Origin of the sequence: Vreelandella arctica, from assembly GCF_037070215.1 — a bacterium.
Lineage (GTDB): Bacteria > Pseudomonadota > Gammaproteobacteria > Pseudomonadales > Halomonadaceae > Vreelandella > Vreelandella arctica.
Window position 1 is genome coordinate 39,588 of the sequence record NZ_JBANSN010000011.1, and the last position, 20,494, is coordinate 60,081.

23 protein-coding genes and 1 tRNA gene are annotated in these 20,494 nt (G+C 55.7%); 6 read left to right on the top strand and 18 right to left on the bottom strand.

From position 1 onward, the window contains the following. Positions 1–24: 24 nt before the first annotated feature. The 4 genes from V8L70_RS11855 to V8L70_RS11870 all read left to right on the top strand — a co-directional run bounded on the left by V8L70_RS11855 (position 25) and on the right by V8L70_RS11870 (position 4,721). Positions 25–828, top strand: a complete 804-nt coding sequence (locus tag V8L70_RS11855) for an enoyl-CoA hydratase/isomerase family protein (RefSeq protein WP_336269450.1) — start codon at positions 25–27, stop codon at positions 826–828. Between the two features lie 138 nt (positions 829–966). Next, a complete protein-coding gene (locus V8L70_RS11860) occupies positions 967–2,196 on the top strand; it encodes a benzoate/H(+) symporter BenE family transporter (protein ID WP_101146961.1) in 1,230 nt (409 codons plus the stop codon). Between the two features lie 579 nt (positions 2,197–2,775). Further along, positions 2,776–3,744 carry an XdhC family protein gene (locus tag V8L70_RS11865; RefSeq protein ID WP_101146962.1) on the top strand — a complete coding sequence of 323 codons (969 nt, stop codon included), beginning with the start codon at positions 2,776–2,778 and terminating at the stop codon, positions 3,742–3,744. 116 nt (positions 3,745–3,860) lie between these two features. After that, positions 3,861–4,721, top strand: a complete 861-nt coding sequence (locus V8L70_RS11870; protein ID WP_101146963.1) for a helix-turn-helix transcriptional regulator — start codon at positions 3,861–3,863, stop codon at positions 4,719–4,721. Positions 4,722–5,763: 1,042 nt separating this feature from the next. Here the strand turns inward: V8L70_RS11870 and V8L70_RS11875 are convergent. From V8L70_RS11875 to V8L70_RS11960, 18 genes are all read right to left on the bottom strand, one after another. After that, on the bottom strand, positions 5,764–6,012 hold the full coding sequence (locus tag V8L70_RS11875) for a hypothetical protein (RefSeq protein ID WP_101146964.1): 249 nt from the start codon (positions 6,010–6,012) through the stop codon (positions 5,764–5,766). Next, positions 6,012–6,305, bottom strand: a complete 294-nt coding sequence (locus V8L70_RS11880; RefSeq protein WP_101146965.1) for a head-tail connector protein — start codon at positions 6,303–6,305, stop codon at positions 6,012–6,014. The genes V8L70_RS11875 and V8L70_RS11880 overlap by 1 nt, the downstream gene beginning before the upstream one ends. Beyond that, on the bottom strand, positions 6,302–7,798 hold the full coding sequence (locus V8L70_RS11885; protein ID WP_101146966.1) for a terminase large subunit: 1,497 nt from the start codon (positions 7,796–7,798) through the stop codon (positions 6,302–6,304). Before V8L70_RS11885 ends, V8L70_RS11880 begins: the two co-directional genes overlap by 4 nt. Continuing rightward, complete coding sequence (locus tag V8L70_RS11890; protein WP_101146967.1) at positions 7,795–8,256, bottom strand: TerS protein; 462 nt, start codon at positions 8,254–8,256, stop codon at positions 7,795–7,797. Before V8L70_RS11890 ends, V8L70_RS11885 begins: the two co-directional genes overlap by 4 nt. Before the next feature lie 63 nt (positions 8,257–8,319). Next, positions 8,320–8,631: an HNH endonuclease gene (locus V8L70_RS11895; protein ID WP_101146968.1), complete on the bottom strand. Its 312-nt coding sequence runs from the start codon at positions 8,629–8,631 to the stop codon at positions 8,320–8,322. Continuing rightward, positions 8,603–9,763, bottom strand: coding sequence for a phage portal protein (locus V8L70_RS11900; RefSeq protein ID WP_101146969.1), 1,161 nt, complete (start codon positions 9,761–9,763; stop codon positions 8,603–8,605). The genes V8L70_RS11895 and V8L70_RS11900 overlap by 29 nt, the downstream gene beginning before the upstream one ends. After that, positions 9,760–10,281, bottom strand: a complete 522-nt coding sequence (locus V8L70_RS11905; RefSeq protein WP_101146970.1) for an HK97 family phage prohead protease — start codon at positions 10,279–10,281, stop codon at positions 9,760–9,762. Before V8L70_RS11905 ends, V8L70_RS11900 begins: the two co-directional genes overlap by 4 nt. Positions 10,282–10,283: 2 nt before the next feature. Continuing rightward, on the bottom strand, positions 10,284–11,513 hold the full coding sequence (locus V8L70_RS11910) for a phage major capsid protein (protein ID WP_101146971.1): 1,230 nt from the start codon (positions 11,511–11,513) through the stop codon (positions 10,284–10,286). A 414-nt stretch (positions 11,514–11,927) separates the two neighbouring features. Then, positions 11,928–12,329 carry a MarR family transcriptional regulator gene (locus V8L70_RS11915; protein ID WP_101146972.1) on the bottom strand — a complete coding sequence of 134 codons (402 nt, stop codon included), beginning with the start codon at positions 12,327–12,329 and terminating at the stop codon, positions 11,928–11,930. Between the two features lie 46 nt (positions 12,330–12,375). After that, on the bottom strand, positions 12,376–12,669 hold the full coding sequence (locus V8L70_RS11920; protein WP_101146973.1) for a helix-turn-helix domain-containing protein: 294 nt from the start codon (positions 12,667–12,669) through the stop codon (positions 12,376–12,378). Between the two features lie 2 nt (positions 12,670–12,671). Beyond that, entirely contained in the window at positions 12,672–13,154 is a 483-nt protein-coding gene (locus tag V8L70_RS11925) for a hypothetical protein (RefSeq protein ID WP_101146974.1), read from the bottom strand. After that, positions 13,144–13,389: a hypothetical protein gene (locus tag V8L70_RS11930; protein WP_101146975.1), complete on the bottom strand. Its 246-nt coding sequence runs from the start codon at positions 13,387–13,389 to the stop codon at positions 13,144–13,146. The genes V8L70_RS11925 and V8L70_RS11930 overlap by 11 nt, the downstream gene beginning before the upstream one ends. Beyond that, on the bottom strand, positions 13,386–13,595 hold the full coding sequence (locus V8L70_RS11935) for a hypothetical protein (RefSeq protein ID WP_101146976.1): 210 nt from the start codon (positions 13,593–13,595) through the stop codon (positions 13,386–13,388). Before V8L70_RS11935 ends, V8L70_RS11930 begins: the two co-directional genes overlap by 4 nt. A gap of 275 nt (positions 13,596–13,870) precedes the next feature. Further along, positions 13,871–14,077: a helix-turn-helix transcriptional regulator gene (locus V8L70_RS11940; protein WP_101146977.1), complete on the bottom strand. Its 207-nt coding sequence runs from the start codon at positions 14,075–14,077 to the stop codon at positions 13,871–13,873. Between the two features lie 75 nt (positions 14,078–14,152). Next, positions 14,153–14,527, bottom strand: a complete 375-nt coding sequence (locus tag V8L70_RS11945; protein WP_101146978.1) for a hypothetical protein — start codon at positions 14,525–14,527, stop codon at positions 14,153–14,155. Next, a complete protein-coding gene (locus V8L70_RS11950; protein ID WP_101146979.1) occupies positions 14,524–15,750 on the bottom strand; it encodes a tyrosine-type recombinase/integrase in 1,227 nt (408 codons plus the stop codon). Before V8L70_RS11950 ends, V8L70_RS11945 begins: the two co-directional genes overlap by 4 nt. 164 nt (positions 15,751–15,914) lie before the next feature. Then, positions 15,915–16,005 (bottom strand) — tRNA-Ser (locus V8L70_RS11955). Between the two features lie 48 nt (positions 16,006–16,053). Beyond that, positions 16,054–17,760, bottom strand: coding sequence for a potassium/proton antiporter (locus V8L70_RS11960; RefSeq protein WP_008958703.1), 1,707 nt, complete (start codon positions 17,758–17,760; stop codon positions 16,054–16,056). A gap of 152 nt (positions 17,761–17,912) precedes the next feature. On the opposite strand from V8L70_RS11960, the gene V8L70_RS11965 reads away from it, so the two are divergent. Next, positions 17,913–19,046: an ABC transporter substrate-binding protein gene (locus V8L70_RS11965; protein WP_101146980.1), complete on the top strand. Its 1,134-nt coding sequence runs from the start codon at positions 17,913–17,915 to the stop codon at positions 19,044–19,046. Positions 19,047–19,100: 54 nt separating this feature from the next. Beyond that, entirely contained in the window at positions 19,101–20,489 is a 1,389-nt protein-coding gene (locus V8L70_RS11970; RefSeq protein WP_101146981.1) for a 3'-5' exonuclease family protein, read from the top strand. Positions 20,490–20,494: the final 5 nt, after the last annotated feature.

A 20,494-nucleotide genomic window follows, 5' to 3' on the forward strand; every position in this document is an offset into this window, starting at 1 on the left:
GCTTTACACAAGGAAAGAACTTACATGAATACTCAGCAGATCGAACAATTCCTGAGCACTGAGTTCGACGGCTTCACCGTGGAACTGAACCTCGAGCACGAGCGCGGGGACATCATCCTCGGCCGCCCGCCGTTCAACGTCATCGCCATGAGCCAGCGTGACATCCTGCGCCAGGTCTTTGAAGCGTTTGATGCCCATTCCGGGATTCGGGTGATCGTGTTACGTGCCCAAGGCGAACACTTCTCCAGCGGCGGTGATATCAAAGGCTTTTTGGAGGCCTCGCCGGAGCACGTTTCTAAGCTGGCCTGGAACGTCGCCGCGCCGGAGCGCTGCACTAAGCCGGTGATCGTGGCCAACCGCGGCTACACCTTCGGCGTCGGCTTCGAGCTGTCGCTGGCCTGCGATTTTCGCATTGCGTCGGAAACCACCCGCTATGCTCTGCCCGAGCAAAACCTCGGCCAGATTCCTGGCTCTGGCGGCTCGGCTCGGCTACAAAAGATTATCGGCATCACCCGCACCAAGCACATCGTTATGCGCGCCAAGCGCATCACCGGCCAGCAGGGTTATGACTGGGGCTTCGTCACCGAGTGCGTGCCCGACGCAGATCTAGAAAGCACCGTCGATGCGATGGTCGATGAACTGCGCCGATTCTCGCCGCTCGCCCAGCGTACGGCGAAGAAACTGATCAACGACAACGAGGACGCATCACTAAAGGTCGCCATTGAGATGGAAGGCCACTGCTACAGCCGCCTGCGTAGCTCGGCGGACTTCAAGGAGGGCGTCGAGGCGTTCCACAGCAAGCGTCCGGCCGTATTCCGCGGCGAGTAATACCTATGTGACTGCGACGGTTGCACGTCTGGGCAACCGTCGCCCTAGCACCTGATGGCCTGTTTGGGCTAAGCGCCCCGCCACCGTATGCCAAACCGCCCTGACTCTTATAAAACAATTAACTAGCGGAGCACGCCCATGTCTAGCCCCGTCGCACCCGATGCAAACGCTTCCCATGCCGAACCAGTTACGAAGACCCCCTTGCGCCATGCATTCAACTCGAAGTCCATCAGTGCAGGTGTTGTCGCCGCGCTGTTCGGTTGCACCGGCCCTGCGCTGGTCATTATCAATGCCGCCGAAGCAGGGGGCCTGACCAATGGCCAGACGGTCGCCTGGCTGTTCGCCGTGTACGTGCTGGGCGGCCTGATCAGCCTTTTCATGGCGCTGCGTTATCGTCAGCCGATCTGCGGTGCCTACACCATTCCCGGCGCAGCGATCCTGGTCGGTTCGCTCAGTGTCATTCCCTTCAGCGAGGCTATCGGGGCCTTCATCATTAGCGGCCTGCTAGTGCTGATCCTCGGTGTCACCGGGTTGATCGGCCGGTTAATGCGCTGGCTACCGATGCCGATCGTGATGGCGATGATCGCCGGTGCGCTGATCCGCTTCGCCACCGGTGCGGTGGACTCGGTTGTCACCGCGCCCATCATCGCAGGAGCCGCGGCGCTGAGCTTCTTCCTCGTTACTCGGTTCGCCAAATCGGTACCGCCGGTGCTGGTGGCTGGCGTTGTTGGGCTGGTACTGGCCTTCGCCATGGGCCAACTGCAGCCGGCCGACGTGAATATCGGTTTCGTCATGCCGGCTTTCACCCTCCCTAGTTTCTCTCTGGACGCCTTCCTGGCTATCACCATCCCGCTGACGGCACTGGTGATTGGTGCAGAAAACGCCCAGGCGACCGGTGTACTGATTACAGAGGGCTACCGCCCACCAGTCAATGCAATGACGGTAATCAGTGGCATCGGAGGCATGCTCGCCGGGCTACTCGGCGGTCACAATGCCAACATTGCCGGCCCGATGACCGCCATATGCTCCTCTGAGCAGGCCGGTGAGGACCGCAACCTGCGTTATGGTGCAGCCTTGGTTAACGGTGCGCTGTTCGCGCTGTTCGGCTTATTCGCCGGGCTTGCCGTACCCTTCATCCTGGCTTTCCCCAAGGCGCTGATCGTCGTGATCGCTGGCCTGGCCATGCTGGGCGTACTGCTCGGCGCACTGCAGCAGGCCTTCCAAAAGGGCGGTTACTGCCAGATTGGCGCCTTTATTGCGCTAGCCGTGGCGATGAGTCAGTTCTCCTTCATGGGCATCAGCTCGCCGTTCTGGGCACTGTTGTTTGGAGTGTTGGTATCCGGGGTACTGGGCGAAATCAAGCGCTGATCGGATGTGACTACCGTACCAGGCGCACGGTAGTCGCCTATAGCGGACTGTGATGAGGTGCATCAAAATTCATTAATGGACAGGGCTTAACCGCTACTCCTAACTTAGGCTCAAGCCAATCAGGAGAATAGCCACGCCCTGCAGCAGCATTTTCGGTGTCGGCGCGTCATCAAATTCGATTCCAGCTATCAGTACCTTGAGGGTTAACTGACTGGAACAGTCCTCTTATAGTGCAGCCATTAAAAGAATAAGATGAAAAACGACCTCACCACTACCGAGGTCAAGGGCTAAACCTAGATAAAGGAGGCACAGCGCAACATAAAAAACTGATTCAGGGCAAGACCTGTTGCCCTGAGAGCAGCATGATTCTGGGCTGCGGGAAAAATGGGGGCCTTGGGCCAAGCCAGAGCAATTATCAGACGCCGCTAGAGCCGGTGCTACAACGAAGAACGGTCATATTGGTCTCTTAGCTATAAAATCCGGGCATACTCTTCAGTAGCAACGTGGATGTGCAGAACCAGAGACATTACAGACTGACGCGGTGCCTCATGCGACCGCGCCTATAACGAGGGTGCTGTTATGCTTCAACTCGACCTTCAGGTCGTCCACACCGCTTTGCAGTGGGCTCGCAAGGGTCACTCCTTTTGGCTGTGCACGGTGCTCTCAACCTACGGCTCGGCACCCCGTACACCCGGCGCGATGCTGGCCGTGCGGGCGGACGGCCAGCTCATCGGCTCCCTTTCGGGCGGCTGCGTCGAGGAGGCCTTTCTCGAAAGTCTCGCTGACGGCGAGCTGCGTGCACCGACCCAGATCGTCCTGTATGGGGAGAGCGATGAAGAGCGTCAGCGGCTGCAACTGCCGTGCGGCGGTGTTCTTAAGGTACTAGTCGAGCATCGCGCACCGGACAAAACTTGGGTCGACCATCTGCAGGGCATGTACAACGCACTGCTCGGCCAACGTCGGTTGGTACGTGAACTCGACCTGTCCTCCGGTGCCTTCGTGCTCATGGCGGACGACCATGGCGGCGAGATTGCGCAGCTCCTGAACGAACGCGTGCGAATACGCATCGGCCCTGTGCTTAGGCTGATTCTTGCCGGGTTGTCGCCGGTGGCCGAATACTGCGCCAGCTTCGCTCGTACCATCGGCTGTGAGGTGATTGCCTGTGATCCGCGCGAAGAGATGCTGCGACGCCCACCCGAGGGAGTTCAAGTACATCCAGTGCTGCCTTCCGAATTCATCGCCGCTGGCCATTGCCACGAAGCTACCGCTGTGGTCGCACTGACCCACGACCCACGCATCGACGACCTGGCGCTGATGGAAGCAGTGCGCTCTCCGGCCTTTTACATCGGCGCTATGGGCTCGCGGCAAACCTCCATACGGCGTGCTGAACGGCTGAGCCGGGTCGGCGGATTGTCTTCACAGCAGATCGCGCGTATCCACATGCCCATCGGGCTCAACCTCGGCAGCAAAACGCCTGCCGAGATCGCCTTGTCAGTGGTCGCCGACGTACTGCGCGTTTATCACGGGAAAGGTCGCGATGCGCTCTGAAACGAAAGTAGTAGACTTGGCGCTGGTCAATCTACACCTGCCGCGGCAGGTTAGGTGATAAACTTCTTGAGCACACCAAGCCTGCCACTACACTCCGCGACCATAAGGAGCTAGCGATGTCCACCGCACAACGCGTCTTCCACGGCAAGTTTGGGAGAGTCGCCCTCCTCGATATGGACCGACCACTTGTAACCCATTCGCACCACGAATGCCATGTGCTGGTGAAGGTCTCAGGCTCCGACACATTTTTCAACGTCAATGGCCATCAGGTACCTCTTACCGACCGCAATGCGGTACTGATCAACGCTTGGCAGCCGCATTTCTTTGATTACCAGCCCAGCGCCGAGCAGACACAGATTCTCGCGCTCTATATCGAACCGGCCTGGCTGGCTGAAGCCCAGCATACGTTAGCCCTGAGCTCACATCCGGGATTTTTTGCCCAGCCTAGTATTGAGCTTAACAGCAAGAAACGGGCGATGGCCGACCGGTTAATAGCCGAGGCCTATAGTGCCGGGCTAATTCCCCGCGAGCACATTGAAAATTTACTATTTGATTTTCTAATCGAGCTTATCGAGGATTTCTCGCAATGGAAGCACCTGTGCCGCCTCGGCACTCAGATGCGCCAAGGATTCAATGATGCACGCATCCGCCGTGCTTGCGCCTACCTGCAAACCCATCTTGACGATCCTGATTGCGTCACCAACGCTGCGAAGGCCGCCGGATTCTCCCGTGCGCACTTCTTTACCTTATTTCGCAAGGACACCGGCATGACACCAAGACTCATGCTCAATGACGCGAGAATGCGGCGGGCCTTCCTTTGGCTTGAGCGAGAGCGCAGCGGTACTTTAGGCCAACTCGCTGAGAACCTTGGTTTTACCGAGCAGGGTCACTTTACTCGATTCTTCCGCCAACACATTGGCGCATCTCCAAGCCAGTATCGATGTGTAGTGGACAGTTATTGGACAGGAGATATGTGACCACGATAGCGTGGCCCACAAGGTCTTCGCGAGCCTAGCTCAACGAACATAAAGATAAAAGAACTTGCTCTTTGTGCGTTTAATATGAGCTTGTACAAAAACACCGGCAAAAACTGAGACTAAAATCGACACTCACCGCAATAAGCCTACTTATCTAGGTTGGTATATATCTTAAGGAAACGTTGAACAATTCGTCTCGGAGCAACAGAAGCATTCAACGTGGACTTTATTATTGTCTCAGTCATAGATATTTAACCACCTCAAGTAGCCTGCTTACCTGGCAGCCGTGTTATCCGGTTGGCAATACTGAATCGCCCCGGGTTTTTTAGACACTACCTGGTCTTATACTTGGGGTTTGAGAGGGTAGCCTGAATGGTCGATTTGAGTTCTTGGATAGATTATGTGGTGTTACATTAGCTTTAATTAATTGACCGCTTTGGGTCGCAATCTGTCTATGGCAAATACTCATAATTCTTAAGACCACAATAACGGTGTATGCCATCTGTGTCATCTTTGGAATAGCAGCTTAGGGCTTTGATGCGGGTAAAGCTTTGGGAGAGGATGCTCAGTGGCAAGCCTGTAGATGCTTGCTTGGATTGAAAAACTGTCCATAGGCGTCCCAGTCGTTTCGAAGAGAGCCAATTGCAAGGTGTGGGTCAAAGTGTGGGTTAAAAACCTTCAGACAACAAAAAAGCCGCTGAAATCAGCGGCTTAGTCGTAATACTTGGCGGAGGGACAGTCTCTCACAAAGCCACCTAAAACCCCCGCCGATAGCGACATTCCGCTATCGCTTATCAAAACATGCCCCCAGATATGCCCCCTTAGTTGGGTGGTCACCTAAAAGGGATTCAGGGTCACATTTAGGCGATGTCGGAAAATCGGACATCGGTAACGCCAAACTGGTGTTCAGGGCTGAATCCCCAGAACGGGGGTGCAGTCAGTTTGACCTGAGTCAGGGCAACATGCCCTAACTTAGGTGGTGTCTCTATTTTAGAGACAGTGTCTCTAAATTGGTGACAGCGGCGATTCCAGACAATCGGCCCTAGGGTTTCCACATATTACGGAAACGCTCAAACTTATTGGGCGGGCAGCCTGGGGCCAAGTCATCGTCGATTGCCTCCTCTAACGCTTCAAGGCGCTGGTGCAATCTCTCAATAGCCTGGGCATCCTGCTTACGCATGGCCCACACCAAACGGCGGTTTAGTCGCTCGCGCTCCTCCTCTAGCCGGTCGGTGCGATATTCGCCGGCGGGTCGTTCGTTCCATGCAAACTCGCTTTTCAAGTTAGCCATCAAAACACCTCATTAGACCGATACGGGTTTAGCAATAGCTGGAACGTCGGGTTTTCCTGAAAGCCCCCTACCCCGGTAACTGTTTGGCGCTCTCGATGCTCGAATAGATCCCCCACTAACAGCAGCACAGCAGCACGCACAGGCGCGGGCATCGGTTCGGGAAGGTCTTCGCCCAGGTATTGGGCTATATAGCCCTCAGCGGCCTCAATTAAGCCGGTAATCAATCCGTCTTCGTCGTCTTCTTCAACCATTAGGCGAAGGTGGGCTTTAGCTTCTTCAAGTGAAACGCTCATATAAATAGCACCTCGGTTTCAATAGTGGTTGGTTCTTCGGCTGATTGGGCGGCCCCCATCGCCATAGCTAAGGCTTGAATACCGTCAATGCGTCCAGTACGGCGGGACTTGTCCAGCTTGCGAGCGCCAGCCGGGTCGGTAGTGGTTACCGCATTGGCTGCGCACATCGTCAAAACCGGGTGATTGCCGTGGGCAATGCGACCGTTCAGTAACTCGGCCTCGAGTGCGTCCAGTGCTGGGGCCATATCGCGGAAGCCTTGCCCGTGTGGCATCAAGGGAAGCTCTACCCCAAGCCGGTCTAATTCCTTCCTGAAAATGTCGATGCGCCAGCGGTCAAACGCCAGGGCGTGCAGATCCACGTCTTGAAGTATTTCTGCTAGGTCGGTGGCCACCGCCTCATAATCAACGGTTGCGCCTGGGGTGGTGCGTAGGAAGCCAGAACGGGCCCAAACGTCATAGGGCGCCCGGTCTGTTTTGGCACGGTCGAAAATGCCCTGCTCTGGCGTCCAGAAATATGGCTGCACCTGCCAAACGCCTTCCACCTTACCCACCAGTACCAAGGCGGTTAGATCGGTACGGGCTGACAGATCAAGCCCACCAAACACCGGGCCATCAAACGGCAGCGGCTCGGCTGCGCACTCTGCCCACACGTCTGGGCTAATGAAGGGGCTATCTAGGCTGACACGCTGGTTTAGTAACAGGTTGCGGGCGCTGTTGGACATGCTCGGCATTCGTTCGGCCTGGGCCATCTGCTCGCGCATATCGTCTTCACTGCGGAAGATACCCAATGCCGGGTTAGCGGCTCGCCATGCTTCGGCGTCCATTAGGTCGCAACCCTCGGGCGCAGTGTACAAGTGGCAAACGGTGCGCGGGTCTTTCGAGCGCAGCGCGTCGTCTATCCACTCACTGAGTAAGTCGGCATCGTTGGCGGCTTGAGTGCTTATCGTGATTATCAGCGGGTTTTCGTGTGCGCCTTGGCTGGTGGTGATCGCGTCCACAAAGTCGGATTGTGGCCCGCGTACCTGCCCTACCTCATCCAGAATAGCCAGCACCGGGCTAAGGCCGTGGGCGGTTTTGCCATCGGCTGCCAGTGCCTTGAACTCAGTGTTCATTGTCAGGCCGATAAGCCGCTTACCACTGGGCACAATGCGCACGATCTTGGAAAGCTCGGGCGACATCTGCACCATCTTTGACGCCAGGTTAAACACCAGCGCGGCTTGGTCACGGCTCATAGCACCACTGACTAGCTGGCTGTTTTGCTTTACCTCTGGCCCCACTAGGTGCGCCAGCAGTAGCGCGGCGATAAGGCCGGTCTTGCCGTTCTTGCGGCCTACCGACAGGATGGCGCGGCGGGTACCAGATGGGTTGTCGTAAACGTCGATGATGAATTGCTTCTGAAACTCGGCTAGCACCATCGGCTTACCCACGCCAGCGCCTTCGGGCGTCACACAGTAGCGCTCGATAAACCTTATAATTCGCTCGGCGCGAGTCATTGCAGTGTCCTTGGTATCAAGCCGTCGTCATCGTCAACGCCTTGGCGCGCATCGCGTTCTAGGGCGGCGCTCTTGTTGATGTCTTGCGACTTACCCACCACGCTAATTGTGTCTATTTTCAGTTGGCGGGCCATGGCCAAAGCGCGGCGGCTCATCTTGTCCTGTAGCGTGCAGGCCGGGTTTATCTGATCGCCTAAGATCATTCCTTGCTCGTCGATCAATTCTTCAAGCGCGGCAATGTCGCCATAAATGCGGGCAAGCTGGCCAGCCAAGATAAGGTCGGCATCAGTCCAGGTATCCCGCGCTCTAGCCGTCACAATGGCCACCCACGCCGGGCGGTCACTATCGCGCAGGCGAACGCAAGCCGGGGGCGCGATTGGCTCCATGGTGGCGGCCTGGGCGGCGGTAATGGCCGCTTTGGCGCTGTCTGATCGGTGGCGGCGGGCGGTTGTTTTCATGGCAGTTAGCAATAAAAACGAGGTTGGGGGGCGGTGCGTGGCGGCCCGGTTCCTCGTGATTTTTTAACGGTTCCAATGGTGGTTTGGGTCAATGGGCCGGCCACTGGCGTCGCATCCAGCGACTAACGTGGCGCTGCCGTCCATCTCGGCGCGGGTCTTATGGCTATGGCACTCATGACACAAGCCCTGTAAATTTTCGCGGCTGTTGTCGTCTGAGTAATCACCGTCACCATTGTGTATGTGGTCAACATCGGTGGTAGGTGACACCACACCACGCGCCAGACAGTGCCTACATAGCGGCTCCTCTGCTATCACCTGGGCGCGCAGGCGCTGCCACGCGGCACCGTTAAGCGGTAGGTGGCGGCGCTTCTTCATCGTCGATACCGTCAATGGTGGGTAGATTCTCTAAGCGGCGTACCTCGCTGCGCAGCATCCACCCATCGGATATGCCACGCTCATAGAACTGTGAGCGCTTGAGGCTATCGCCACGCAGTAGCCCTTCAACGTTGTGCTCTGCGTAGTACGTCACCGGGTCATTGATTAGGGCGCGGTTGATCGCTTGCTCCCACATCACCAAGTGACGGCGTAAGGTATGGGTCACAAAGTACCGGCCAAGCTCTACCGCGTTGGAGTAGTTGGCCTCTCTCAGATCGCCAATAAGCACGGGCGGGACACGGAATAGGCGGGCCACCTCCTCCACGCTCATACGGCGGGCTTCTATCCACTCGGCGTCTTCAAGCGTCATGCTGACCGTCTTGAACTCGGCACCGGCAGGTAGAACGGCAGTCTTGCCGTGGTTACTCACACCACTCTGACCAGCGGCCCAACTGTCGCGTATCTGCGCGGCCTGCTCTTTGGTGGTCGCTGGCTGGGTCTGTATAACGCCTGATAGCTTGGTACCCTGGGCAAACATACGTTCCCCGTGGGTGCGCTCTGCTAGCGCCAGCCCTACCGTGTCGCGGCACACCTCTATAGGCGTTCGGCCCATCAGTCCATCGTCACTGTGGTAACGCAGGTGAAGCACCTCAGACGCCAGCAGGCGGCGGCGCTTACCGTGCCGGTCTGTCACCTCATACACCAGCTTATCGTCTAGGGTGATAAGCACGTTCACACTGTCAGGGTGAAGCGCCTTCAAGCTGTCGATGCGTCCGGCAGCGTTCCACTTGATCTCGGCATAAGCATTGCCACGTAACAGAACGTGCCGCTGCAGCATTTCCCGAAACTCTAGCGCGGTCTGCTGTTCGTTTGGCTCTGAGTGCAACAGCTTGAACAGCGGATGGGTTCGGGCCTTCTCGCGCCCATCCTCAGTGCGGCGGTAGATGTCTAGCGGCAGGCTGGCCACACTCTCAGAAATGGCCGCTACTGCAGCATAAACGGCGCTGATACCTTCGGCACTCTTGGAGTTCACCGCCACACCTGCCACGTCTTGCGAAGCGGTGAAGCGGTTCCAGTAGGTGTCGTAGGAATCGGCGGCGCGCTTCTCAAATAGGCGCTTGATTAACTTCACTGGCAAGCCTCCACGTATAGGCGGGCAAGTCGGATGCCTAAGGGCTGGCTGGCGCGCACCTGTACGCTGGTGGTGTCGTAGGCGGGTGACGCGGTTATGGTGACTTCGATCAAGTCCACGTCTGTCAGCTCACGCACGGCGCGGCCTTCACGCTCTGACCACGCATCGCTCACCGGCAGGAAGCCAAACGAACAGCCAGCCACGTCGCCACGCTCCACCAAGTGGGCCAAGTCGCGGCCCAAGGTGGTGTCGGGTAGGTCGATCTCGAAGGCCAGCCCCACGGCATCCTCACTTAGCCGCAACGTACCAGCGCCCAACCGTCCTAGCAGTGCGCGGCCATCATGCTCATAAATAGCGCGGATGTTTTGGGCACCGGTACCGGCGAGCGTGCGGGTAAACGCGCCAGCACGTACCACCTCGACAAACTCCCCTAGATCGATGGGTTCATCGAAGCGGGCAACGTAGCCGGTCAGCTTGCGGCCCTTGGGCGTCAATTCACTGCTAGCACGGCGTTCCATGGTTATGCGCCTGGGGTTGCGACGATGAAGCCTTGCGGATGGCGTAAGGCCACATCACACGTCGCCATAGCGCGAACCTGCACACCGCCGCGGCTATAGGCCGGTTCAGCGTAGGGGTTCACTAGAATGTCGATCTCTGACCAGATACCTAGCAACACTTGCGAGAAATCGCCGTAAAGCAGCGTGCTAGTGGGCATTTGGTTGGTGGACCAATAAGGCTTATCGTCCATCATGCCGCTCTGTAATAGGAAGCCAGAACCTCCTACTCCTGCACTACCTACCACTTTCTCAGTGCTACCAAGTGTGGTTTTAACGCCTGGAGCGGATAACCAAGCCGTACCTTCAAGGTTCTCAAGCTCCAAAAGCTCGGATAGCCCAAGAACTCCGGCCCACGTAGTAGGAATGTCAGCCGCCTGAACACCAGCAGCACCAATAATGCCTTGAGGCTCACCAGCAGCACCCGAGCCTTGCAAAATCGCCCGGTCAATCTGCTGGGCAATCAGGGCGGACAGATCGCCGCGCACTAGCTGCTCAATGTCTGGGCTTGATTGCTGGATTAGCTGGCGACTCATTTCGGTTTTGCCGCCTACGTGCTTGGGTGAAAGCGTCACTTCACCAAAGCTCATCACGCCTTCCGGTACCGCTCCACCCTCGGTTACCCAACCAGTAGCCAAGCCGCTGCCATATTTAGGCACGCTTACGTCACCCGATAGGCCCGATAGCACACGAACACCAAGGCGGCGCGCTAACAAGCGGTTGCGAAGTGCGTCAATGTATTGATCGGCGCGGTGATCGGTTGGTGTGATCTCGCCAGCGGTGCCAGTAGTATTGGCGCGAGTTTCTAGCGCGGCCATCGGCACGAATGCGCCTTGAGCCTTGCGTCCACTGCGGCGTTCAGCTTCTTGAGCGTATTCAGCCTCTACACCATCCAGGCTGCGGCCTTCCATTTGGGCACGCATTACCTTCATCACGCTTACCTGACGCGCCAGCTTGGTGAAGTCTGCGCCAGCATCCCCAGTAACCGGCTTAGCCACGCTGCGGCGCTCGGCTTCGTCTAGGTACTCTGCTCGGTCAACCTGACCGGCCAGTGCGCGCTCCTCTGCTTTCAGCGTATCGAATTGTTTGGTTTCATCGGCGGACAGATCGCGGCCCTCATCGGCGGCTTTGTCGATCATGCCTTTCATCTGCGCAACTTTGGCGCTTCGCTGCTCACGTAGTGCTGACACTTTCATGTTTGTTACCTTGTCGGTTGGTCGTCTGGTGGTGTCGCTATAACACCTAGCCCATAAATACAATGTTATAACATAACTGTTTATATCACCATTACTGTGATTGCTTACAAGGTGTGCGCTTATTGCTCACGTCTTGGCTTCTCTCTCTGGTTAGTGCGTGACGTTATGGCATACCTGATTGGTATATATAGAGAGGTCTTCAATTTTTGAAGCTGAAACTCTGCCAAGAAGCCCTATAAGGCATCAATTTTTGATGCCTTATTTCGCCTCTAATGCTTCATTTAAGGGTAAGGCATCAATTTTTGATGCCATAAGCTTCAATTTTTGAAGGCGGTTAATATTGAACGGCCATTCAATCACTAAGTATTTAGGCAAAAAAAACCCCACTGCGAAGTGGGATTATCAATAGTGTAATCAAGCCTTAGAAAGCTTACGGCTCGCAACAATAGTTGGCCTAATGCACAAGTCTTTGCCAGGGCATTCATCAATTCTACGCCAAGTAAGTGCGTAAAGTGCGCAGCGGGCACCTTCACGCCCCTTGCGGTTCTGACGCGACTTGATGATCAGGTCTCGCTCTTGGAGTTCACGCAGCGACTTGCCGAGCGTTCCTTCGGCCATGCCGCCCCAGTCCTTCATCATTGAATGCGTCGCAGCCAAGTCGCCGTTATTGCTACCCTTGTATTGAGAGATAAGCACCATCAACACTTTTAAAGCCGATGGCGTTAGCTCGCGAAATTCGCGATGCTCCATCAATAACGAGGGTAAGGCAAAAAAGCCGCCTTGCACCGTTTCGGCGTCGCGCTTTTTTTTGCCCATACCTCCTCCAGATCAAGCGGGCCTCACACTGAGGCCCGCTGATAAATCACTCCGCTTCGTTAAGGCAATAACGCTGTATTGTCTTGCAGCGAGCATTCTGGTTTGGGTTGGGCACTTTAATCGTGCCGATGGGGCAGCCTTTGGCTATCAAATCACGCACCACAGCGCGGGCATCTGCCAGGGGCAGCAAGTGTTGTAGCTCAAAGGCGCTTGCTGGGTGCTGGCGCAAAACCTCTAGCACCATGCCTTGCTGGGTGTTAGGATTGATCTTGCAAGACGGCTTCGAATGATCGGCGCGGCTCCCCTCAGGGCCGCGCTTTTTATTGAACGGCGCGGCCATGGTTACTCCTCCCCTTCTTCGGCAAAAATTACTTTTTCCTTTTCTTCTTCAACTTCAACTTCTAGCTGTGAAATTGTCGCCTCAAGGCAGTCTGCCGCATCCATAAAGTATTCAGCTCCACGCTTAGCAAGCTCGCGCCCAACGCAGGCTAGCCGCTCGGCATCCTGGGCTAAATCGAACCCATCCTTGTCCAGCATGTCCACGATAGCTTTAAACACAGACGCCAGCTTCAAAAGGTCTTCACCGGCAAGCGTCATCTGCTCTAGCTGTTGGGTATAGTCGCTAATGGTGCTCTCTAGCTGGCGGGCATAATCGTTAGTGGTTGTACGGGTCATGGCGGCGGCACCTTTGTAAACTGAGTCTTCAATCATCTGGGCATACTGAACTAGCGCGGCGGGGCTTATGTCTTCTTCGCGGCGCTCGGCTGTCTCGGCTTCTTCTCGCATCGTGCGGAGAATGCCGGTCAAGTAGAGTTCATTTAGCATCGGTGCCTCCTGCCTTACTGGCCTCTTGCTCCCCGATGATGTCAACTAGCGAACTTGCGCGATTAGCCAAGTGCTTTATAGCCGTGGTCATACAGCCACGATGAAAGCGGCCAAGGGCTGGCGCTTCGTCTTCGCTGCCTTCATGGCTGCCGCTTTGCTCCAGCATGTCGGCTAGGCCATATACAGCGCCCAAGATGTCCTCAAGGTCGTGTAGGTGCGTTTGGTTGGTGTTCACGCTTCACCCCCTACACTGCACTTGGCAGTATTCAGGGCGCGGGCTTCTAGTTGCTCGGCTTTCGCTATGTGGTGGTTGTAACGCTTTAGGCGGGTACTGGCGCTGCTATCGGCAAACAAGGCACTTTTGGCCATGGCGCGATGGGCAGCGGCGCGGCTGGATAGACTGCGGGTAATAAGATTAGATAGGCGGATTGATGCCGTCATTGGTGAGACTCCTTTGTATTTTGGAGCCGTCCCCGACTGTCGCCAAACAGTAATGGAGGCGGCTGTACGCAGGTTGGCGAACCGGTCACAAAGGTAAAACCGGCAGACCCGAAGGTCTCCCACGCACAGCAGCCATTGACGCATTGCAGGCATAAAAAAAGCGCCATGAATGCGGTGGGCGCTGTTGCGCCTTTGTGATTTTGGGTCGCCAAACCCTGCTGACGATTTTGCGCCAGCAAGTGAAGCATAGCGGGAAGCGCTGGGAATAGTCAACATCACGCGGCCCCCTTTTCTTGGCGGGCTGCTTCAATGCGCTGTTCAATCCATTGGTCAACTTCACTTTCCAACCATGCAACAGCGCGCCCGTTGGGCGTCAAAGGAATGGGTTTAGGAAAGCTGCCGCGTTCAATACCACGATAAATAGTGGACGTGCTTAGGGCTGTTTTTTCTTTTACTGCCTTTAGCTTGATAAGATTAGCCATTCCGTGATTCTCCGTGGGTGCTTAGGACACGGCCAATACTGGCGATAGCTACTTATTCAAAATAGGAACCAATGATTAAGATTGGTTGGTAACAAACTCTAGTGCTCTTTGACCACGCTGATTTTTAACAAGATACTTTCTAACGGCTTCAATAGAAACGCCATACTTCTCGGCAAGATCGGCACGGGCCTGAGTTTTACTTTTGCCTTGATGAATTACCAGCAAAGCAAACTCAATAGCTGCATCGTCACCGTTAGGTAGTTTTGACGGCGGCCCTTGGCGTGTTGGGGCTTGTATATAGTCCACTGCCCCCCTAATGACAGCGGCTATCCATTTTCCCTCAAACTTACTTAGCGTTTCGCCCGCTTCGATTTTATCCGCTATTTTTCGGGCGCTTTGACGCTGAGCTCGGGCAGCATCCTCGGCGTCATGATCTATTTCAAAATTCATGCCATGCCCCTAAGCGGCACCACGTTTTGACTGCCTTCGCGTAGCGTGTCCAGATAGTCGGCCCACGCCTGCAGCATTACGCGGCGCTGCTCTAGAAACGCCGTCCGGTTGTAGGCGCGCCCATTGGCGTCTCTTACTACGTGGGCCAACTGCTGCTCAATGTGGGCTGGCGGGAAGTTTAAGCGCTCCTCTAGCACCGTGCGGGCCATAGCCCTAAAGCCGTGGGCAGTCATTCGGCCTTTATAGCCCATGCCAGCCATAGCGGCAGTAATAGCGTTTTCACTCATTGGTCGGTCACGGCTTCTAGCACCTGGGAACACATAACGGCTTCGTCCGGTTAGGTCGTGTAGATCGGTCAGCACCTCGACTGCTTGCGAAGCCAGCGGCACGATTAGCGGCGGGCCGTTTTTGCTCGGGGTGAACTTCCAGGTTGCTTCTTCCAGGTTGATCGCGTCCCACTCAGCGCGGCGAAGCTCGCCAGGGCGAACGAACACAAACGCGGACAACTTGAGCGCGGCCAGCGTTACCGGCTCGCCAGAATAGGCGTAAATGGCGCGCATCAGCTTGGCGATTTCATCCGGTTCAGTAATGGCGGGATGGTGCTTTATCTGCGGCGATTTAAGGGCACCTTTCAGATCGGCGGCGGGGTCACGGTCGGCGCGCTCTGTCGCTATGGCATAACGAAAAATCATACTCGCCAGGGTGCGCACTCGCTTGGCCGTCTCTAGCTTGCCTTGCTTCTCGATCTTACGCAGGCAATCAAGCAATTCTGGGGCCGTGATCTCAGAAAGCACACGGCTACCCAACACCGGCAGCAAGTGAAGTTCTAGGCGGCGCTTGTCGTGCCGGTAGTGGTCGTGGACCACCTTATCTTTATGAACGGCTAGCCATTCGGTGGCCACCGCGTTCAGTGTGTTAGCTGCGGCCACCTTGCTAGCACGGCGCTCTGCTTTTCGCTCTGCGCTCGGGTCAATCCCTTGGGCAAGTTGGCGGCGGGCATCCTCTCGCCTTTCACGCGCCTGGGCCAAGGTGGTTTCTGGATAGATACCCAGCGCCAGCCGGTTCTCCTTACCGTTGAAGCGATACTTCAAGCGCCAGTAGGTGCCACCGCTCGGGGTGATCTCCAGATACATACCGCCACCATCAGATAACTTATAGGCTTTTTCTTTTGGCTTGGCATTGCGCACTGCAGTAGCGGTCAGCTTATTGGTGGCTCGGGTCATTGGGGGCACCTAAAAACGTAATTTTGGCGTATGCCCCCACTTATGCCCCCTAACATAGTGCAAAGTCAAGGTAGGTTATGGGAATTGCAGACAACAAAAAAGCGCCCTAAGGCGCTTCATTGCTGGGTTTCTGATGCTTTATGGGAACACCTGAAACTATATTGTGGCGGAGGGACAGGGATTCGAACCCTGGGTAGGTTATTCACCTACGCCGGTTTTCAAGACCGGTGCATTCAACCGCTCTGCCATCCCTCCGGCTTATGGGTGCGTATAATAACAGCTTTCCCTTGGAAGTCAACGCTTTTAGTACAAACGTAACCCGACACGGGTAATTTTTCCGCCTTCCATATCGCTGACTACCCAATGAATACCGTGCCAGTCTACGTCATCCCCGACTACCGGGTGCCCACCCACGCGTAGGGCAATAAACTCAGCCAGGGTCATGTTTTGCTCACCGGGGCTTAGCGTTAAGCCATAGGCCTGGGCGATATCCTGCATTTGTGCGCTGCCATCCAGGGTAAAGGTACCGAAGAAGGCACGCTCCTGCTTGAGCTTGGCATCGCCATTAAACAGCCGGTTAAGGGAGTACAGGTCTTCTGAGCGGCCGATAACGCAAATCACGTCCCCAAGTTTTAAGCGCGTGCTGCCCTTGGGGTGAAGCATGGTGTGGTTGCGAAACAGCGCCGAAATCAGCGCCCCGGATGGGAAGCGGAGAAGCCGGATAGGCACGTCTTCCAAATCCTGGTTCTCTACGCCGTAAACAAATAGCTCAAAATCGTTTTCTGGCAAAATGCCCAGCGGGCCGCGTCGGTTAGGCACGGTGCCTACCGGCACTTCTACCTTCAACCACTTGGCCATCAGCGTTAGCGAGCCGCCTTGAATCAGTAGCGACATCAATACCACGGCAAACGCGACGTTAAAGTAGAGCGAAGCGTTTTCAACCCCACCAATCACCGGGAAGATAGCCAGCACGATGGGCACCGCCCCTCTTAAACCGACCCAGGCAATAAAGAAGGTTTCCCGCCAGCGGAACTTAAAGAACGGCTTGATAGTGATCAGCACGGCCAAGGGGCGCGCAATAAAGATAAGCGCCAGCGCCACTAACCCAGCGGGCAGTGCCACATCCCACAGTTCACTCGGGGTCACCAGCAGGCCAAGCACTAGGAACAGGCCAATCTGGCTAAGCCATGCGAGGCCATCGTGAACAGGGAGGATAAAGTTGAGGTGGCGCCCCGGCTGATTACCAATCATCAAACCGGCCAAGTAGATGGCCAGGAAGCCGCTCCCACCCAGTACACTGGTTAGGCCAAATACACTGAAGCCAAGCGCTAATGCCAACATCGCATATAGACCGGGTGCCAAGTCTAGCCAGCGCAGCAGTTTAGCGCTCAGCCAACCGCCACCCAGGCCGACAATCAAACCAATGCCGAACTGGGCAATAAAAAACAGCAGCGTTTCGGTGGGGCCACCAATATCGCCAACTAACAGCTCTACCAGCATCAAGGTTAGGAAAATCGCCATCGGGTCGTTGGTACCCGATTCAATTTCAAGCGTGGCCCCTACCCGCTCGTTAAGATTGACCCCGCGACCACTGAGCATTGAGAACACCGCGGCGGCATCGGTAGACCCGACAATGGCACCGACCAAGAGGCCCTGCACGATGGTGAGATCAAAAATCCACATCGCGATCACGCCAACAATGGCGCTGGTGATAAAGACCCCAAAGGTCGCGAGAGAAAGTGCGGGCTTAAAACCTACCCGGAAGGTTTTGAGGCGAGTACGTAAGCCACCGTCTAACAAAATCATGGCGAGCGCGAGATGGCCGATTGCAAAAGCCATGGAGTAGTCATCAAACACAACACCCAGCACGCCTTCTTCACCTGCTAGCATGCCTAGCCCAAGGAAGATCAGCAGTAGTGGCACACCCATCATTGACGATAAGCGGCTGGCCAAGATACTGAGCGCCATCAGCGAGCCGCCTACCAAAAAGAACATATAAATTGCGTCCATGACTCTCCGTCTCTACATCAATACAGCGCTATTATTACATGTAACCGTTGAATTTACTGTGTCTTCTCCGCGCGCCCTTGTGGTTAAAGGGCTAGTCAGAAGCTTTCCTGGGCGGCTACACTTCGCCGTTACAACATTTGGAGTTACTGACTATGTTGCGCTGCCTGTCACGCTATTGGCACCCTGTTCTGTTGAGCCTCATCTTTACGTTATTATTTTTCAATTCAGCTAGTTACGCAAATGAAGAGAGTGAAGAAAGCAGTCAAGAAACCGCCCCCCTAACGTTGGATGCCGACGTTGAGGTGCCGGATGGCCTATGGCGACCCGTTGAAAGTGATACCGAAGCAGCGCCCACTATGGCACTTGCCCCGGCCCCGCCTCTTGAGCCACCGCCGGTTAAACACCTGACGCTGATGCTGGATTGGTACCTAAGCCCACAGCACGCTGCCTTGGTGATTGCGAAAGAACGAGGCCTGTATATTAACCAAGGGCTTGAGGTAGAGATTCAGTCACCGGCCGACCCTTCCATCGCCATCAAGCTGCTAACCGCAGGCGAGGTTGATCTAGCGTTAACGCGCCAGCCGCTGCTTCATCTACAAGCCCATAACGGCGCACCGATTATCCGGATTGCGACACTGATTGAAACGTCGCTTACGGCGGTCATTGTGACGGGGGAAGAACAAGCGGAAACTGAAAATACCTTGGCAGGGTTACATTACGGTTATACCACTGGCGAAGGCCGCGACCTGAGTATTCCTCGGTTACTACCCCGCTCAGTTCAGCAAACCGATGATTTCGCAGCACCGGTCAACCTACACTTCGACCCAATTCGAGCAATGCGAGAAGGCCAAATCGACGCGGTCTCGGATGGTTTTTATCACTACCTTCCTCAGCAGCTAGCAACGGAAGGGATTAACACCCACATCATTCGTTTCGATGAGCTGGATATTCCCCGTAGTGACGGCTTAGTAGTGCTGGCCAATAGCGATACCCTTGCCCGCCGCGCCGATACGTGGTCTCGCTTTGTGCTTGCCCTTGAGCAGGCGAGTCACTGGATCGTCGACAATCCTGATGCTGCCTGGGAGCTGCTCATTAGTACCCACCCGGTGCTCGATAATGACATTAATGCTGGAGCCTGGGAGGACATCCTGCGACGCATGGCGCTTAACCCAGCAGCACTAGATAGCCGACGGTATGCCGCCTTTGAAACTTTCTTGCAGCAAACGGGCATTACCAGCGAGGTATTGCTAGTATCGCGTTTAGCGGTAGATCCGCACACGTTATAATCACATACCGCTTATCATCACATACCGAAAGCTCTCTCACTACGTTGGCGACGCATGAGCGAAACAGCATTAATCTTTGTCGATGTCGAGACCACCGGCACCCGGGCAACCCGCGACCGAATTACCGAAATCGCCGCCCTGAAAGTTGTTAACGGTGAACTGGTCGATCGCTGGTCGAGCTTGATATACCCAGAATGCAAAGTGCCCGCGCAAATTACTCAGCTCACAGGGATTCGTGACGATATGCTGAGGGAGGCGCCACGGTTTACCCACATCGCCGAATCACTGCGTGAGTGGCTGGGCGACGGGCAACTGGTTGCTCACAATGCGCGCTTTGACTACAGCTTTTTGCGCAATGAGTTTAAGCGCGCGGGGCAGGATTTTCGCGCCTCGTTGATATGCACGCTGCGTTTATCGCGGCGTATAGCGCCTCAGGAGCAGCAGCACAATCTGAAAGCGCTACTTAACCGCTACGGCATTTCACCTATCCGCCACCACAGGGCTGGTGATGATGTGGATGCCCTGTGGGCACTCTGGCAAACGTGGCAAGTTGAGCACAGTGAAGAAGCATGGCAGAACCTTCTGGGTGATGAGCGCCGCCACCGAACACTGCCCGCCCATTTAGACAGCGCTCAGCTTGAAGGGCTGCCCACCTGCCCTGGTGTGTACCTGTTTTACGGTCACAATCGGCTGCCGTTGTATGTGGGTAAAAGCGTCAATCTACGCAGCCGCGTACTAGGCCACTTTCAGCGTGATCACCAGGACGATAAAGAGATGCGCCTAGCTCAGCAGGTGCAACATATCGAATGGGAAGAAACCGCTGGCGACTTAGGCGCCCAGTTGCGTGAGGCGCAACTGGTGAAAACGTTAATGCCGATTATGAACCGGCAGCTACGCAAGCAGCGCAAGCTGACCACCTGGCACTGGGAGGCAGAAGCCGACCACCCTGAACTGCTTAGCGGAAGCGCCATGAGCCTGCCAATCAGTGGCGCACTGTACGGTTTGTTCCGCAATGCACGAGAGGCTAAAAACACATTAAGAGCTGTTGCCGAAGAACAAAAGCTCTGCCCGCGAGTACTGGGGCTTGAAAAAGGTAAGGGCCGCTGTTTTGCCAATCAAGTGGGGAAGTGCCTCGGCGCTTGTAATGGCCAGGAGTCGATTGCACAGCACACTCAGCGAGCCAAGGCGGCGCTCATGCAGCTACAGGTTAATGTGTGGCCCTGGCCAGGCAGTATTGCCATTGAAGAGCAAACAGCGAATAGCACAGCGCCTGCTTGGCACGTGATTCGCCAATGGTGCTACCTGGGCAGCGCGGCAAGCCTTAAAAAGGCCAAAACCCTGGCCGATGCCTCCGCAAGCTTTGATGTAGATAGCTACCGTATATTGAACCGTTTTTTGCGCTCCCCGGAACAATATGGCCTAACGGTCATCCCGCTCGGTTAAGACTG